The organism is Agromyces chromiiresistens (assembly GCF_029167465.1).
Taxonomy (GTDB): Bacteria; Actinomycetota; Actinomycetes; order Actinomycetales; family Microbacteriaceae; genus Agromyces; species Agromyces chromiiresistens.
In genome coordinates this window covers 235,855-250,280 of the sequence record NZ_JARFNL010000006.1, presented here as the reverse complement: position 1 = coordinate 250,280, position 14,426 = coordinate 235,855, and the positions used below count along the sequence as shown (strand labels likewise).

Below are 14,426 nucleotides of genomic sequence, written 5' to 3'. Positions count from 1 at the left end.
GCGGGCGCCAGTCTGGCACCGACGTCACGGGGCCGGCATCACGCGATCTCTGTGAATCGCGGCGGGGCGTTCAGCTCGCGATCTCCTGATAGGCGGCGAAGAGCAGCGACTGGTCGGGCGCCAGCATGACGGTGGGCTTCGCGAGGTCGTCGAGCACGATGAACCGAAGCTGGCCGGCTCGTGCCTTCTTGTCGCGCTGCATGGTCGCGAGCAGCGTGTTCCATCGCCCGGCCGGGTAGCTCGTCGGCAGGCTGAGCAGGTCGAGCACTCGCTTGTGGCGGTCGGCGACCTCGTCGGAGAGGCGGCCCGAGAGCCGTCCGAGCTCCGCGGCGAACGCGAGTCCGACCGACACCGCCGCGCCGTGCCGCCACTGGTAGCGCTCGGCATGTTCGACCGCGTGGCCGAGCGTGTGCCCGTAGTTCAGGATCTCGCGCAGGCCCTGCTCGGTGAAGTCCTCGGAGACCACGTCGGCCTTCATGCGGATCGACAACTCGATCACGCGACGGAACTCGGGCGTCGACGGGTCGGTGGCCCGCTCGGGGTCGGCCTCGATCGTGTCGAGGATCTCGGGGTAGCGGATGAAGCCGGCCTTCACGATCTCGGCGAACCCGGCGAGGATCTCGTTCTTCGGCAGGGTGTCGAGCAGGTCGAGGTCGCAGATCACCTCGGCGGGGGCGTGGAAGACGCCGACGAGGTTCTTGCCCTCGTTCGTGTTGATGCCCGTCTTGCCGCCGACGGCGGCGTCGACCATGCCGAGGACGGTGGTCGGCACCTGCACGACGCGCACGCCGCGCAGCCACGTGCCGGCGACGAAGCCCGCGAGGTCGGTGATCGCTCCACCCCCGAAGCCGACGATGGCATCGCTGCGCGTGAAGTCGGCCTGGCCGAGCACCTGCCAGCAGAAGGCCGCGACCTCGATGCGCTTTCCGGCCTCGGCGTCGGGCACCTCGGCGAGCAGCACCTCGAACCGGTCGGAGAGCGATTCACGCAGTTCGGCGGCGCGCGCGCCGAGCGTCGCCGGGTGCACGACGAGCACCTTCTTGACCGCCGATCCGAGTGCGTCGCCGATGCCGGCGGTGACGCCCCGTCCGACGATCACGTCGTAACCGGACTCGCCGCCGACCCGGATGCTCGTGCGCTCGTCGCCTGCGGTCATCGTGCTCCTCCGAAACGCTCGGTGATGTCGTCGACGATCCGCGCGACCGAGCGGCGCGAGGTGTCGATGGCGAGGTCGGCGACCGCCTCGTAGAGCGGTCGGCGCGCCTCGAGGATCGCCGCCCAGGCGTCGATGCCGCCGGCCGCGATCAGCGGCCGGTTGCCCCCGGTGAGCCGCGGCGTCACCGCCTCGCGCGAGACCTGCAGCCACACGACCGGCAGCGACGCGAGATCGTCGCGGGTGTCGGCGTGCAGCACGGCGCCGCCTCCGAGCGACACGACCGCCTCCTCGCGGAGCGCCTCGGCGACGACCTCGCGCTCGACGATGCGGAAGTACTCCTCGCCCTCGCGGTCGAAGATCTCGTCGATCGGGCCGTAGCGCTCGGCGATGCGCACGTCGGTGTCGACGAACGGCGCCCCGGCGTCGTTCGCGAGCCGCTGTCCGACGCGCGACTTGCCGGCGCCCATCGGCCCGACGAGCACGATCGGCAGCGCGAGGCGTGCGCGCTCAGACACCGGCGACCGTCGCACCGGTCGCGCCCTGGGTGCGGAGTGCTTCGGGGATGGCGGCGAGGTACGACTCGAGGTTGCGGCGCGTCTCGACGACGGAGTCACCGCCGAACTTCTCGAGGACGGCGTTCGCGAGGACGAGCGCGACCATCGCCTCGGCGACGACGCCGGCCGCCGGAACCGCGCAGACGTCGGAGCGCTGGTGGTGCGCAGGAGCGGGCTCCCCCGTCGCGACGTCGATCGTGGGCAGGGCGTGGGGCACGGTCGCGATGGGCTTCATACCGGCACGTACACGCAGGACGGTGCCGGTCGACATGCCGCCCTCGGTGCCGCCGGCCCGATCGCTGGCACGTTCGATCCGCCCGTCGGCGAGGTGCAGTTCGTCGTGCGCGGCCGACCCGCGACGACGCGTGGTCTCGAATCCGTCGCCGACCTCGACGCCCTTGATCGCCTGGATGCCCATGAGTGCGGCCGCGAGCTGGGCGTCGAGCCGACGGTCCCAGTGCACGTGCGACCCGAGTCCGGGCGGCACACCGTAGGCCAGCACCTCGACGACGCCGCCGAGCGTGTCACCCGACTTGTGCGCGTCGTCGACCTCGGCGACCATGCGGGCGCTCGTGTCGGCGTCGAAGCAGCGCAGCGGGTCGGCATCGACCGCCGCGAGGTCGGCCGGCAGGGGCAGCGCCGCGTCGTCGGGCACGCGCACCGGGCCGATCGAGAGCGTGTGGGCGATGGTCGTGATGCCGAGCTCGGCGAGGAACGACTTCGCCACCGCGCCGAGGGCGACCCGGGCGGCGGTCTCACGCGCGCTCGCCCGCTCGAGCACGGGGCGCGCCTCGTCGAAGCCGTACTTCTGCATGCCGACGAGATCGGCGTGTCCGGGGCGCGGGCGGGTGAGCGGTGCTCCGCGGCCACGACCGAGCTTCGCCGGGTCGATGGGCTCGGGGCTCATGACCTCCTGCCACTTCGGCCACTCCGTGTTGCCGACGCGCAGCGCGATGGGGCTGCCGAGGCTGAGCCCGTGACGCACGCCGCCCGAGATCGCCAGCTCGTCCTGCTCGAACTTCATGCGGGCGCCGCGGCCGTAGCCGAGCTTGCGGCGCGCGAGATCGTCGCGGATGAGATCGAGTGAGACGGGGGTGCCGGCGGGAAGACCCTCGAGGATCGCGACGAGCTCAGGGCCGTGCGACTCTCCGGCAGTGAGCCAACGGAGCATGCCTTCTATACTTCCACAGCGTCAGCGCACGGCTTCGCGCATGACGCGGAGCACGTCATCCTCGTCGGGCAGCTCGGTGAACGGGTCGCCGTGCACGAACACGCGCACCTGCAGCAGCGCCTGGTGCAGCAGCATGCCGAGTCCGTGCACCACTCGCCCCGATCGCGCGAGCCAGGCCGCGCCGAGGGTGCTCGGCCACGGGTCGTAGGCCACGTCGAGCAGTACGCTGCCGTCGACGAGTACCGCCGACGGCGCGACCCCGAGGTCGGAGCCGCCCGGCACGGTCGCGATCACGAGCTCGGCATCACCGGCGCCGAGCTCCGCGAGCGCGTCGATCGGAAGCTCGTCGACGACGACCCCTGCACGCCGCCCGAGGTCGCCGAGCGCCGCGGCCGAACCCGGTCGGCGCACGAGCACCCGCACCTCACGGGCGCCGAGCTCGGCCATCGCGATGAGTGCCGATGCCGCCGTCGCACCCGCGCCGATGAGCGCACCCGTGCGGACCCGGCCGACGCCCGACTCCCCCAGCGCACGCACGATCCCGCCGACGTCGGTGTTGAAGCCCCGCCGCACACCGTCGTCGAAGACGACGGTGTTGGCCGCCCCCGTCAGCCGTACGAGCTCGTCGACCTCGTCGACGAGCGCCAGCACGTCCTGCTTGAGCGGCATCGTGAGCGACAGGCCGCGCCACGAGTCATCCAGCCCGTCGATGAAGCCCGGCAGTCGCTCACCGGTCATCTCGACCGCCGTGTACTCCCAGTCCAGGCCGAGCCGCGAGTAGGCGGCGCGATGCAGCGCCGGACTCTTCGAGTGCGCGATCGGCGACCCGAGCACCGCGAGGCGAGCGCCCGGTCGAGAAGGCAGCGGCTCAGCCATACTCGGGGTGGTCCTCCATCCAGGCGAGCCACTTCTCGACGGCGGCATCGTGCTCCTCGACGGTCGAGGAGAAGATCGTCTCCCCCGTGTCGAGGTTCCACGTCACGAAGAACAGCCACGGTCCGTCGGCGGGATGGACCGCCGCATCGATGGCGAGGTCGCCGGGGTTCGAGATGGGGCCGACCGGCAGGCCGGGGTGCACGTACGTGTTGTACGGGTTCGACGCGTCCTCGCGCTCGGCGTCGGTCGTCGTGACGAGGTGCGTGTTGCCGGTGCCGTAGGCGACGGTCGCGTCGGACTGCAGCAGCCCGCTCTCCCACTTCGCCGGGTCGAGCCGGTTGAGGAAGACGCGGGACACCTTGTAGTAGTCGTCCTTGAGGCCCGCCTCGCGCTGCACGAGGGCGGCGAGCACGATCGTCTTCCAGCGGTCCTCGGGGGCGACCCCCGCCTCGTCGAGCGCCTGGAACTGCCGGTCGACGAGCGTCTGCAGCACGGCACGGGCGTCGGCGTCGGGGTCGAGCGTGTACGTCGCCGGGAAGAGGAATCCTTCGAGGCTCTTCGCCTCGGCGGGCAGCCCGTACGACTGCGGCGACTCGGCCGCAGCGGCCTCGAGCTCCTCGAGCGGGATGCCGGTGCCCTCTGCGATCCTCGGCAGGGCGTCGACGGTCGCGGTGCCCTCGGGGATCACGAAGGTGTTCTCGAGCTTGCTCGCCGGGTCTTCGAGGGCGTCGAGCGCGGCCTGGGCGCTCATCTTCTCGGCGAGCTTGTATGCGCCCGGGTAGAAGATCGGCGACGGGTCGGCGTCGGCGACCGCCTCGAGGAAGGCGTCCTCGCTCGCGACGACCTTCTCGGCGACGAGGTTCGTGGCGATCGACTCGCCCGTGTCGCCCTCGTGGATCATGAAGACGACCTCGCCCGTGCCCTGGCCTTCGTAGTCGGCGGCGGGCTGGAACCGCTCGATGACGGCGTTGATCGGGCCCTGCAGGAAGAAGAAGGCGCCGACGCCGAGACCCGCGACCACGAGGAGGCCGATGAGGCAGCCCCAGCCTCCGCGGCGACGGGGCTTCTCGTGCCCATCGGGTTCGTGATGGTCGAAGGATGCCGCGGCGCGGCGTTCGGCGCGGGTGGGCTTGCGCCGCGGCGGCTCGGGTCCGTCGCCGGTCTCGGGCCCGCCGAGCAGCGCCGCGAAGGCGGCGGCCGGAGCGTCGGGCGCGAGCGCGGTGGCGTCGGTCTGCGACGCGCCGGGTGCCGAGACCGGGGCGATCGACGGCACCGGGCCCGACGCCGCTGCGGCGGCGGAGACCGGCGCCGCGAACTGCTCGGCCACGGCCGAGAGGCCCTGACTCGTCGGGGCCGGTCCGGTCGGCGGCGTGGTCGGCGCGGGACCGGTCGCCGTGGGCCCGTCCCACGGCGCGGCCGTTCCGGCGCCGGTCGGTGCTGCGGCGGGGGCGGGGCCCGTCCAGGGCGCCGCCGGGGTGGGACCGGTCGAGGGGGCGACCGGCGCGGCGCCGTTCGATGTCGCGGCTTCGACGGCCGCCCGGCGCTGTTCGGCCTCGCGGGCTTCTCGACGGGTCATCTGCCGACCCTCGGGAGGTCCGTCGGGGGCCGCGGATCCCGGTGCGGGCTCGACGGGTGCAACCGGCCGGTCCGCAGCGGGTCGGACGGGCTGCCGGGGAGACGCCGGCGGTGCCGCCTGCGCGCCGGGCGAGGTCGACTGCGCCGGCGGAGCCGTGGGGAGCGGCATGACCGGCGAGGGCTTCGTCGTCGTCGGCTGCTGGCCGGCGAGCATCGCCTGCCAGTCGCGCATGAGCGCGTCAGCCTCTGGGTGCTCTGGGGGGAGCTGGGTCACAGGGGTCAGGGCCCTTCATCGGTGTCGAGGGTTCGACCCGGAGCGTGCCCGGAGGCGCGCTCGGCGTCGATCGCATGTTGCAGAATGATAACGGCTGCGACTTGGTCGACGATGGGACGCTGCTGCTTCGCCTTCTTCCCGGTCGCGCGCAGCGCCTGCTGCGCGCTCACGGTCGACAGTCGCTCATCGACGAGGCGCACCTGACGTCCGGGGCTCGCGCCCGCGAGCCGGCCCGCGAACTCGACGGCATCGTCCGTCGACGGCGTCGGCGCGCCCGAGAGCGACAGCGGGTTGCCGACGACGAGCTCGATCGCCTCGTACTCGTCGGCGATGGCGAGGATGCGTCGCACGTCGGCGTCGCCCTCGGCCGAGCGCGGCACCGTCTCGACCGGTACCGCGAGCAGCCCGCCGCTGTCGCATCGCGACACGCCGATCCGGGCGCGCCCGACGTCGATGCCGAGCCTCGCCCCGGATCGCATCGCTCGTCTACCCGCCGAGCCCGCGGCGCACGGCCTCGAGGGCCGCGGGGATCGCCGAGAGGTCGCTGCCGCCGCCCTGCGCGAGATCGGGCTTGCCGCCGCCACCGCCGCCGAGCGCGGCCGCGGCCGCCTTCGCGAGGGCGCCCGCGTTCGCACCGTGCTCGCGCGCACCCGGCGTCGTCGCGACGATCGTGAGCGGCTTGCCGCCGACCTCGCCCGCGAGGGCGACGACCGCGTCGACGTCGCCGAGCTGTGCGCGCACCGAGAGCGCGAGCGAGCGCAGCTCGTCGCCCGAGCCCAGTTCTCCGGCCGGCTCGGCCACGAGCAGCACGTCGCCGACACGCGTGGCCTTCGCGGCCAGCGCCGGGACGCGGTCGTTCAGCGCCTTCGCCTCGAACGCCTGAATGCGCTTCTCCGCGGCCTTGAGGCTGGTCACCAGTTCGCCGACGCGGTCGACGAGCTGCTCGGGTCGCGTCTTCAGCGTCGAGGTGAGCTCCGTGACGAGTGCGCGCTCGGCAGCGAATCGCCGGAACGCCTCGAGACCGACGAGGGACTCCACACGGCGATTCGACGCACCCACCGACGACTCGCCGACGATGTTGATCATGCCGATCTCGGAGCTCGTCGACACGTGGGTGCCCGCGCAGAGCTCGCGCGACCAGGGACCGCCGATGTCGACGACGCGCACGACGTCGCCGTACTTCTCGCCGAAGAGCGCCATCGCCCCGAGCGCCTTCGCCTCGTCGAGCGGGAGCTCGCGCGTGACGACCTGCAGGTTGTCGCGAATCGCCGAGTTCGAGATCTCCTCGATCTCGCTGCGCGTCTCAGCCGAGAGCGCCGAGTTCCAGCCGTAGTCGAGGCGCAGGTAGCCGGCCTTGTTGAACGAGCCCGACTGGTGCGCGTTCGGACCGAGCACCTGACGCAGCGCGGCGTGCACGATGTGCGTCCCCGAGTGCGCCTGGGTCGCCCCTCGCCGGTAGTCCTCATCGACGAGGCTCGTCGCCCGCTCCCCGACGCCGACCTCGCCCGAGACGACCTTGACCGTGTGGCTGATGAGGCCCTTGACGGGCTTCTGCACGTCGAGCACCTCGAGCTCGTAGCCGTCGCCGACGATGCGCCCCTGGTCGGGCGCCTGTCCGCCGGACTCCGCGTAGAGCGCCGTCTCGGCGAGGATGACCTCGGCCGTCTGTCCGGCGACGGCGCGCTGCGCCGGCCGGCCGTCGACGAGCAGGCCGAGCACGCTCGACTCGGTCGCCAGTTCGGTGTAGCCCGTGAAGACCGTCTCGCCCTTGGCCCGGAAGTCGGCGTACACCGAGAGATCGGCGAGCACCTTCTTCTTCGACTTCGCGTCGGCCTTCGCACGGGTGCGCTGCGCCGTCATGAGTTCGTCGAACGCGGCACGGTCGACCGCGAGGCCGGCCTCGTCGGCCATCTCGAGCGTGAGCTCGATCGGGAAGCCGTACGTGTCGTGAAGGAGGAACGCCGTGTCGCCGGCGAGCTGCGCGCGCCCGGCGTCCTTCGTCTTCTCGACGGCGAGGTCCAGGATCGACGTTCCGGCCGACAGTGTGCGGAGGAACGTCTCCTCCTCGCCGAGGGCGAGCTGCTCGATGTGCGCGTAGTCGCGCGCGACCTCGGGGTAGGCCGACTTCATCGCGTCGCGCGATGCCGCGAACAGCTCGCGGAACGTCGGGCCCTCGACGCCGAGCAGCCGCATGGCCCGGATGCTGCGGCGGAGGAGCCGTCGCAGGATGTAGCCGCGCCCCTCGTTCGACGGGCTCACCCCGTCGCTCATGAGCATCAGCGCAGAGCGGATGTGATCGGCGATGACGCGCATCCGCACGTCGTCCTCGTGGTCGGCGCCGTACCGGCGCCCGGAGAGCTCGGCGGCCTTGTCGAGCACCGGACGCACCTGGTCGATCTCGTACATGTTGTCGACGCCCTGCTTGATGAAGGCGACGCGCTCGAGCCCCATGCCGGTGTCGATGTTCTTCTTCGGCAGTTCCTTGACGATGCGGAAGTCGGTCTTCGACACCACGTCGTCGATGAGGTACTGCATGAACACGAGGTTCCAGATCTCGACGTAGCGGTCGTCGTCGGTCGCGGGACCGCCGTCGATGCCGTACTCGGGGCCGCGGTCGAAGAAGATCTCGGAGCAGGGTCCCGCGGGGCCGGGCTGCCCGGTGTGCCAGTAGTTCGTGTCCTTGCCGAGGCGCTGGATGCGCTCGTCGGGCAGGCCCGCGACGCGCTTCCAGATCTCGATCGCCTCGTCGTCGTCTTCGTAGACGGTCACCCAGAGGTCGTTCGGGTCGAAGCCGTAGCCGCCGCCGTCCTCGGGCGTGGTGAGCAGTTCCCACGCCATCGAGATGGCGCCTTCCTTGAAGTAGTCGCCGAACGAGAAGTTGCCGTTCATCTGGAAGAACGTGCCGTGACGCGGCGTCTTGCCGACCTCTTCGATGTCGTTCGTCCTGATGCACTTCTGCACGCTCGTGGCACGCGGGTACGGAGCGGGCACCAGCCCGGTCAGGTACGGCACGAACGGCACCATGCCGGCGACCGTGAAGAGCAGCGTCGGGTCGTCGGAGACGAGCGAGGCCGAGGGCACGACGGTGTGGCCGCGCTCGGCGAAGAAGTCCAGCCAGCGCTGGCGGATGTCGGCAGTCTGCATGGTTCCGTTCTGGGGTCGAGCCCGGGGTCGCCCGGGCCGGAAGGAGATGGGGTGGTGGCTCAGCGCTCGGCGGCGGGGCCCGCCTCGGCGCGCAGCTCGGCGTCGCGGGCGTGGTAGCCCTCGGCGATCGCGTGGCCGAACGCTCGGGCCTTCGCGTCGATCGACTCGAAGAAGTCGCGGCCCTGCTTGGTCTGGTTGACCTGGTGCGCGACCACGAATCCGGCCGCGACGCCGACGGTGAACCACAGAATGCTCTTCACGGGTGCTCCCTGTTCGATCTCTCGCCGACGCCATGGCGCTCGGCACGCCTCGGATCAGTCTAGTGGCGCGGGCCGGGCCGCCCGCCGAATGCGGAACAGGGGCCGCGGGAAACCCCGCGACCCCTGTTCGGTGCAGCCTGCGTCAGCGAGCCGCGTAGTACTCGACGACGAGCTGGACGTCACAGGTCACGGGGACCTCGGCGCGCTTCGGGCGACGGACGAGCTTGGCCTGGAGCTTGTCGAGCTCGACCTCGAGGTAGCCCGGAACCTTGGGGAGCACGTCGGCGTGACCGCCGGCGGCGGCGACCTGGAACGGCTCGGTGCCCTCGCTGCGGGTCTTCACGTGCACGAGCTGGCCGGGCTTCACGCGGAACGACGGGCGGTCGACGAGCTGGCCGTCGACGAGGATGTGGCGGTGCACCACGAACTGGCGGGCCTGCGAGATGGTGCGGGCGAAGCCGGCGCGCAGCACGAGCGCGTCGAGGCGCATCTCGAGCAGCTCGACCAGGTTCTCACCCGTCTGGCCGGCGGTGCGCTTGGCCTCGACGTAGGCGATCTTCAGCTGCTTCTCGCGGATGCCGTACTGGGCGCGCAGGCGCTGCTTCTCGCGCAGACGGACCGCGAAGTCGCTGTCGGCCTTGCGCTTGGTGCGGCCGTGCTCACCGGGAGCGTAGGGGCGCTTCTCCATGTAGCGGGCGGCCTTCGGGGTGAGGGCCACGCCGAGCGCACGGGAGAGGCGGGTCTTGCTGCGGGAACGGTTCGACACGAATGTCCTTTCGGAAGAATCTCAAGTGAAACCCGCGGCGCGTTCGTGCGCCGCAGATCTGTGTCAGAGGGATTCGCCAGGGGTGGATCGGCTACAGATCGCACCCACTCGCCGGTGACCCTCTCGCAGCCGCGCTCGAGGATCTGGCTTCAGGCCAGCGACCATCGTATCACGCCGGGGCGCGCCGACCTCGAGGGCGCTGCCGTCTCGCGACGCCCGCCGGCGCCCCGAGTCAGCGCTCGCCGCGCACGATGCGCCGGATCTTCGCGAGGCGTGCGGAGACCTCGCGCTCGTTGCCGTGCTCGGTCGGCTCGTAGTAGACCGCGCCGCGCAGGGTGTCGGGCAGGTACTCCTGCGCGACGACGCCGATCGCGTCGTCGTGCGGATACCGGTAGCCCTTGCCGTGCCCGAGCCGCTTCGCCCCCGGGTAGTGCGCATCGCGCAGGTGTTTCGGCACTCGCCCGGCCTTGCCCGCGCGCACGTCGGCGATGGCCTGGTCGATGCCGAGGTACGCGGCGTTCGACTTCGGCGCCGTTGCGAGGTGCACCACGGCCTGCGCGAGCGGGATGCGCCCTTCGGGCATGCCGATGTACTGCACCGCGTCGGCGGCGGCGACCGCGACGCCGAGCGCCTGCGGGTCGGCGAGGCCGATGTCTTCCGAGGCGAGCACGATGATGCGGCGCGCGATGAACCGCGGGTCTTCGCCCGCCTCGATCATGCGCGCGAGATAGTGCAGTGCAGCGTCGACGTCGCTGCCGCGCACCGACTTGATGAAGGCGCTGATCACGTCGTAGTGCTCGTCGCCGTTTCGGTCGTAGCGCAGGAGCGCCCGGTCGACGGCGCGCGCCACCACATCGGCGGTGATGACCGGCGAGGATGCCTCGGCCTCGCGCTCCCCCGACTCGGAGTCGCCGTCGGACGTCTCCGCCGCCACGGCCGGCTCGGCCGCGGCGGAGATCGCCGAGGCCTCGAGCGCGGTGAGCGCGCGACGGGCGTCACCCGAGGCGAGCCGCACGATCGCCGCTCGCGCCTCGGGGTCGAGCACGACCTTGCCCGCGAGCCCTCGCGGATCGGCGACGGCACGGTCGACGAGCACACCGAGATCGTCGTCGCTCAGGAGTTCGAGCGTCAGCAGCAGAGACCGCGACAGCAAGGGCGAGATCACCGAGAACGACGGGTTCTCGGTCGTCGCGGCGACGAGGATCACCCACCCGTTCTCGACGCCCGGCAGCAATGCGTCTTGCTGCGCCTTCGTGAAGCGGTGGATCTCGTCGAGGAAGAGGACGGTGGAGATGCCGTAGAGGTCGCGGCTGGCCTGGGCCTCCTCCATCACGTGGCGCACGTCGCGCACGCCGGCAGTGACGGCGGAGAGTTCGACGAACTTGCGCCCCGACGATCGGGCGATCGCCTGGGCGAGCGTCGTCTTGCCCGTACCGGGCGGCCCCCAGAGGATGACCGACACCGACCCGCTCTCGCCGGTGCGATCGCCGGCCAGCGCCACGAGCGGCGAACCGGGGGTCAGCAGATGCCGCTGCCCGGCGACCTCGTCGAGGCTGGTCGGGCGCATGCGCACTGCGAGCGGGGTCGCGCCCGAGCGCAGTCCCGGGCCGGAATCCACCATGCGATCAAGCGTAGCCGCGGCATCCGACACCGCCTTCTGCGCCGCCGTGCAGCGCGGCGATTGGTGCACGCCCGAGGGCTTTTGTAGAGTCGGCTCGCAGCAGCACTCCCACGAGGGGGTCGGCCGAGAAGGAGCAGGCGTGGCATCGAACGACCGTCAGGCACGCGAGGAACGCGCACGCCTCCGCACCTACCAGGCCAGGCAAGAGGTGCACGCCGGCAAGCAGCGGCGTCGCACGCGCGACAACGTCATCGCGAGCATCACGCTCGTCGTCGTGCTGGCCCTCGCCGTCGGTGCGCAGCTCTTCTTCTTCAACGGCGGCCCGGGGAGCCCGGAGCCCGAGGCCTCGGCCACGCCGACGCCGTCGGCCGCCGCCGGCGAGAACCAGGGCGACGTGCCCTCGGCCGACCTGGCCGAGGACCGGACCTGGACCGGGACGCTGACGCTCAACGAGATCCCGCTCGGGGTCGAGCTCGACGGCGCCGCGGCACCGCAGGCGGTGTCGAGCGAGATCAGCCTCATCCAGTCGGGCTTCTACGACGGCGTCAGCTGCCACCGGCTCACGAAGGACTCGATCTGGGTCCTGCAGTGCGGCGACCCGAACGGCGACGGCAGCGGTGGCCCGGGCTACAGCTACGGCCCCATCGAGAACGCGCCGGCCGACGGGGTCTACCCCGCCGGCACGATCGCGATGGCGCGCCAGCCCGGAAACACGTACAGCCAGGGCAGCCAGTTCTTCATCGTCTATGAGGACACGACGCTCCCGACCGACGACGGCGGATACACGGTGATCGGTCGGGTGACGAGCGGGCTCGACGAGCTGCGGGCGGGCATCACCGATGCCGGACCGGCCGATGGAGCGTCCGACGGCGCCCCGACCGTCCCCACGACGATCACCTCCGTCACGATCGAGTGAGCGCGGCGCCGTCTTCGACCGGTGCAATAGGCTTGACAGCACATCGCCGCCGATGGCGGCATCCGACCTACGACGCGGCGGCACAGCCCGTGACCGCCGCTCAGTAGGCTTGACCGCAGCATCGCCGCCGATGGCGGCATCCGACCTACGACAGGGTGAGGCCGTGACCGAATCAGATCAGCAACCGTGGGGCCGCGTCGACGAGACGGGCACCGTCTTCGTCCGCACGAGCGACGGCGAACGCGAGGTCGGCCAGTACCCCGATGCCACGGCTGAGGAGGCGCTCGCGTACTTCGAGCGCAAGTACGCCGACCTCGCCGGTCAGGTCACGCTGCTCGAGCAGCGCGTGCGTCGCGGCGCGCCCGCGGCCGACGTGGCGAAGGCCGTGGCGGCGCTCACCGACTCCGTCGCCGATGCCCACGCGGTCGGCGACCTCGACGCGCTCTCCCGTCGGCTCGAGGCCCTCTCGGGCACGACGAAGGAGCTCACCGAACAGCAGCAGGCCGAGGCGAAGGCGGCGCTGGGCGAGGCGATCACCGAGCGCACGCGCATCGTCGAGCAGGCCGAGCGGCTCGCTGCTCAAGACCCGGCGAAGACCCAGTGGAAGCAGACCTCCGCAGAGCTCGACGCCCTCTTCGCGAGCTGGCAGCGCCACCAGCAGGAGGGCCCCCGGCTTCCCAAGGGCGAGGCGAACGACCTGTGGAAGCGGTTCCGCGCCGCACGCTCGACCATCGAGCAGCATCGCAAGGCCTTCTTCGCCGAGCTCGACGCGAGCCACCGCGATGTGCGCGCTCGCAAGCAGCGACTCATCGAGCGCGCCGAGGCGCTCGCACCGCGCGGTGCCGACGCGGTCGGCGATTACCGCAGTCTCCTCGACGAGTGGAAGCTGGCCGGACGCGCCGGCAAGAAGCTCGACGACCAGCTCTGGGCACGCTTCAAGGCCGCGGGCGACGTGCTCTTCGACGCCAAGGCCGAGATCGACGCGAAGGAGGACGAGGCGTACCGCGCGAACCTCGACGAGAAGCTCGTGCTCCTGACCGAGGCCGAGGTCCTGCTCGGCGAGAAGGACCCGAAGCCCGCGCGCGCCGCGCTCAACCGCATCCAGCGCCAGTGGGACGAGATCGGCCGCGTCCCCCGCGATCAGGTCCGCCCGATCGAGGATCGCCTCCGCAAGGTCGAGAACCACGTCCGCTCGCTGGAGGACGAGCGCTGGCAGCGCGAGGACCCCGAGAAGAAGGCGCGTTCCGAGGGCATGCTCGGTCAGCTCCAGGAGGCGATCGAGAAGCTCGAGTCCGAGCTCTCCGCCGCAGAGGCGGCCGGCGACGACAAGGCCGCCGCAGAGGCACGCGAGGCGCTCGAGGCTCGCCGTGCCTGGCTGAAAGCCGTCGGCGGCTGAGGTTCGACTCCTCCGCGACATCCACGTGTGATCGGCCGTTCTCCACAGGACGGCCGATCGCCCGTTTCCGGCACCGCGGATACCGCAGCATGGGGTGATGGCGCGACTTCCCGCAGTGCTCGGCACCGATGACCTGCCGCTCGCCGAGCTGTGCGCGGCCCGCATCGACGGCGAACTCTTCCATATCGACGACGCCTGGGCGCCGATCGACGAACCCGACCTGCCGAGCCTGCGCGCGGCGGTTGTCGCCCGGCGCGCGCCCCGCGCACTCATCATCGAGCGGTTGTCAGCGGCCTGGGTGCACGGCGCGCTCGACGCTCCGCCGGAGGTCGCGCAGTTCTGCGTGCCGCACGAGGCCCGCGTCGCTGTCGTCTCCGCCCGTGCCGCGGTGGTCCGCGAGGTGTCGATCGGCGACGACGAGATCGTGCGCCACGACGGCATCGCGTGCACCGACGACGTGCGCACGGCGTTCGACCTGCTGCGCGATCCGACGATCGGCGACGAGCCGGTCGAGCAGGTGCTGGCGCGCATGATCGCCGCTCGCGACGGCTTCGCCGGACGGGTGCGCGATCGTCTCGCCGACGCACACCGGCTGCCGCACCGCGCCCGAGCGCTCGAGCGCCTCGGCCGCGCCGAGACGGCGGTACGCGTCGAGGGGAGGCTGCGTGCGGAGTTCGCGCGCGAACCGTCCTCGGCGCGGTTCGGCCGTCGCTGACG

13 protein-coding genes are annotated in these 14,426 nt (G+C 71.7%); 3 read left to right on the top strand and 10 right to left on the bottom strand.

The features are described from left to right. Nucleotides 1–70: 70 nt before the first annotated feature. From aroB to PX701_RS16380, 10 genes are all read right to left on the bottom strand, one after another. The gene (aroB, locus tag PX701_RS16425) at nt 71–1,156 is read right to left on the bottom strand and encodes a 3-dehydroquinate synthase (RefSeq protein WP_275506914.1); all 1,086 of its coding nucleotides are present in this window, start codon (nt 1,154–1,156) and stop codon (nt 71–73) included. After that, a complete protein-coding gene (locus PX701_RS16420) occupies nt 1,153–1,671 on the bottom strand; it encodes a shikimate kinase (RefSeq protein WP_275506913.1) in 519 nt (172 codons plus the stop codon). The genes aroB and PX701_RS16420 overlap by 4 nt, the downstream gene beginning before the upstream one ends. Continuing rightward, a complete protein-coding gene (gene aroC, locus PX701_RS16415; protein WP_275506912.1) occupies nt 1,664–2,881 on the bottom strand; it encodes a chorismate synthase in 1,218 nt (405 codons plus the stop codon). The genes PX701_RS16420 and aroC overlap by 8 nt, the downstream gene beginning before the upstream one ends. Before the next feature lie 21 nt (nt 2,882–2,902). Beyond that, nucleotides 2,903–3,757 carry a shikimate dehydrogenase gene (locus PX701_RS16410; protein ID WP_275506911.1) on the bottom strand — a complete coding sequence of 285 codons (855 nt, stop codon included), beginning with the start codon at nt 3,755–3,757 and terminating at the stop codon, nt 2,903–2,905. After that, nucleotides 3,750–5,333 carry an endolytic transglycosylase MltG gene (mltG, locus tag PX701_RS16405; RefSeq protein ID WP_231430883.1) on the bottom strand — a complete coding sequence of 528 codons (1,584 nt, stop codon included), beginning with the start codon at nt 5,331–5,333 and terminating at the stop codon, nt 3,750–3,752. Before mltG ends, PX701_RS16410 begins: the two co-directional genes overlap by 8 nt. A 278-nt stretch (nt 5,334–5,611) precedes the next feature. Further along, nucleotides 5,612–6,085: a Holliday junction resolvase RuvX gene (gene ruvX, locus PX701_RS16400; protein ID WP_275506910.1), complete on the bottom strand. Its 474-nt coding sequence runs from the start codon at nt 6,083–6,085 to the stop codon at nt 5,612–5,614. Between the two features lie 7 nt (nt 6,086–6,092). Then, nucleotides 6,093–8,750, bottom strand: a complete 2,658-nt coding sequence (gene alaS, locus PX701_RS16395; RefSeq protein WP_275506909.1) for an alanine--tRNA ligase — start codon at nt 8,748–8,750, stop codon at nt 6,093–6,095. Between the two features lie 59 nt (nt 8,751–8,809). Further along, a complete protein-coding gene (locus PX701_RS16390; RefSeq protein WP_231430880.1) occupies nt 8,810–9,010 on the bottom strand; it encodes a hypothetical protein in 201 nt (66 codons plus the stop codon). A gap of 142 nt (nt 9,011–9,152) precedes the next feature. Further along, nucleotides 9,153–9,776 carry a 30S ribosomal protein S4 gene (rpsD, locus tag PX701_RS16385; protein ID WP_231430879.1) on the bottom strand — a complete coding sequence of 208 codons (624 nt, stop codon included), beginning with the start codon at nt 9,774–9,776 and terminating at the stop codon, nt 9,153–9,155. A 232-nt stretch (nt 9,777–10,008) separates the two neighbouring features. Next, nucleotides 10,009–11,397, bottom strand: coding sequence for a replication-associated recombination protein A (locus PX701_RS16380; RefSeq protein ID WP_231430878.1), 1,389 nt, complete (start codon nt 11,395–11,397; stop codon nt 10,009–10,011). Here PX701_RS16380 and PX701_RS16375 point away from each other — a divergent pair. The 3 genes from PX701_RS16375 (at nt 11,396) to PX701_RS16365 (ending at nt 14,424) form a co-directional block, all read left to right on the top strand. Beyond that, nucleotides 11,396–12,313, top strand: coding sequence for a peptidylprolyl isomerase (locus PX701_RS16375; RefSeq protein WP_308191644.1), 918 nt, complete (start codon nt 11,396–11,398; stop codon nt 12,311–12,313). The genes PX701_RS16380 and PX701_RS16375 overlap by 2 nt on opposite strands. Nucleotides 12,314–12,476: 163 nt before the next feature. Further along, a complete protein-coding gene (locus tag PX701_RS16370; protein WP_231430877.1) occupies nt 12,477–13,709 on the top strand; it encodes a DUF349 domain-containing protein in 1,233 nt (410 codons plus the stop codon). Nucleotides 13,710–13,806: 97 nt separating this feature from the next. Next, on the top strand, nt 13,807–14,424 hold the full coding sequence (locus PX701_RS16365; RefSeq protein WP_275506908.1) for a hypothetical protein: 618 nt from the start codon (nt 13,807–13,809) through the stop codon (nt 14,422–14,424). Nucleotides 14,425–14,426 lie beyond the last annotated feature (2 nt).

Coding starts and splice junctions, on each gene's coding strand:
- aroB (WP_275506914.1), bottom strand. CDS start 1,156: ATGACCGCAGGCGACGAGCGCACGAGCATCCGGGTCGGCGGCGAGTCC.
- aroC (WP_275506912.1), bottom strand. CDS start 2,881: ATGCTCCGTTGGCTCACTGCCGGAGAGTCGCACGGCCCTGAGCTCGTC.
- PX701_RS16410 (WP_275506911.1), bottom strand. CDS start 3,757: ATGGCTGAGCCGCTGCCTTCTCGACCGGGCGCTCGCCTCGCGGTGCTC.
- mltG (WP_231430883.1), bottom strand. CDS start 5,333: ATGACCCGTCGAGAAGCCCGCGAGGCCGAACAGCGCCGGGCGGCCGTC.
- ruvX (WP_275506910.1), bottom strand. CDS start 6,085: ATGCGATCCGGGGCGAGGCTCGGCATCGACGTCGGGCGCGCCCGGATC.
- alaS (WP_275506909.1), bottom strand. CDS start 8,750: ATGCAGACTGCCGACATCCGCCAGCGCTGGCTGGACTTCTTCGCCGAG.
- PX701_RS16375 (WP_308191644.1), top strand. CDS start 11,396: ATGCGATCAAGCGTAGCCGCGGCATCCGACACCGCCTTCTGCGCCGCC.
- PX701_RS16380 (WP_231430878.1), bottom strand. CDS start 11,397: ATGGTGGATTCCGGCCCGGGACTGCGCTCGGGCGCGACCCCGCTCGCA.
- PX701_RS16365 (WP_275506908.1), top strand. CDS start 13,807: ATGGCGCGACTTCCCGCAGTGCTCGGCACCGATGACCTGCCGCTCGCC.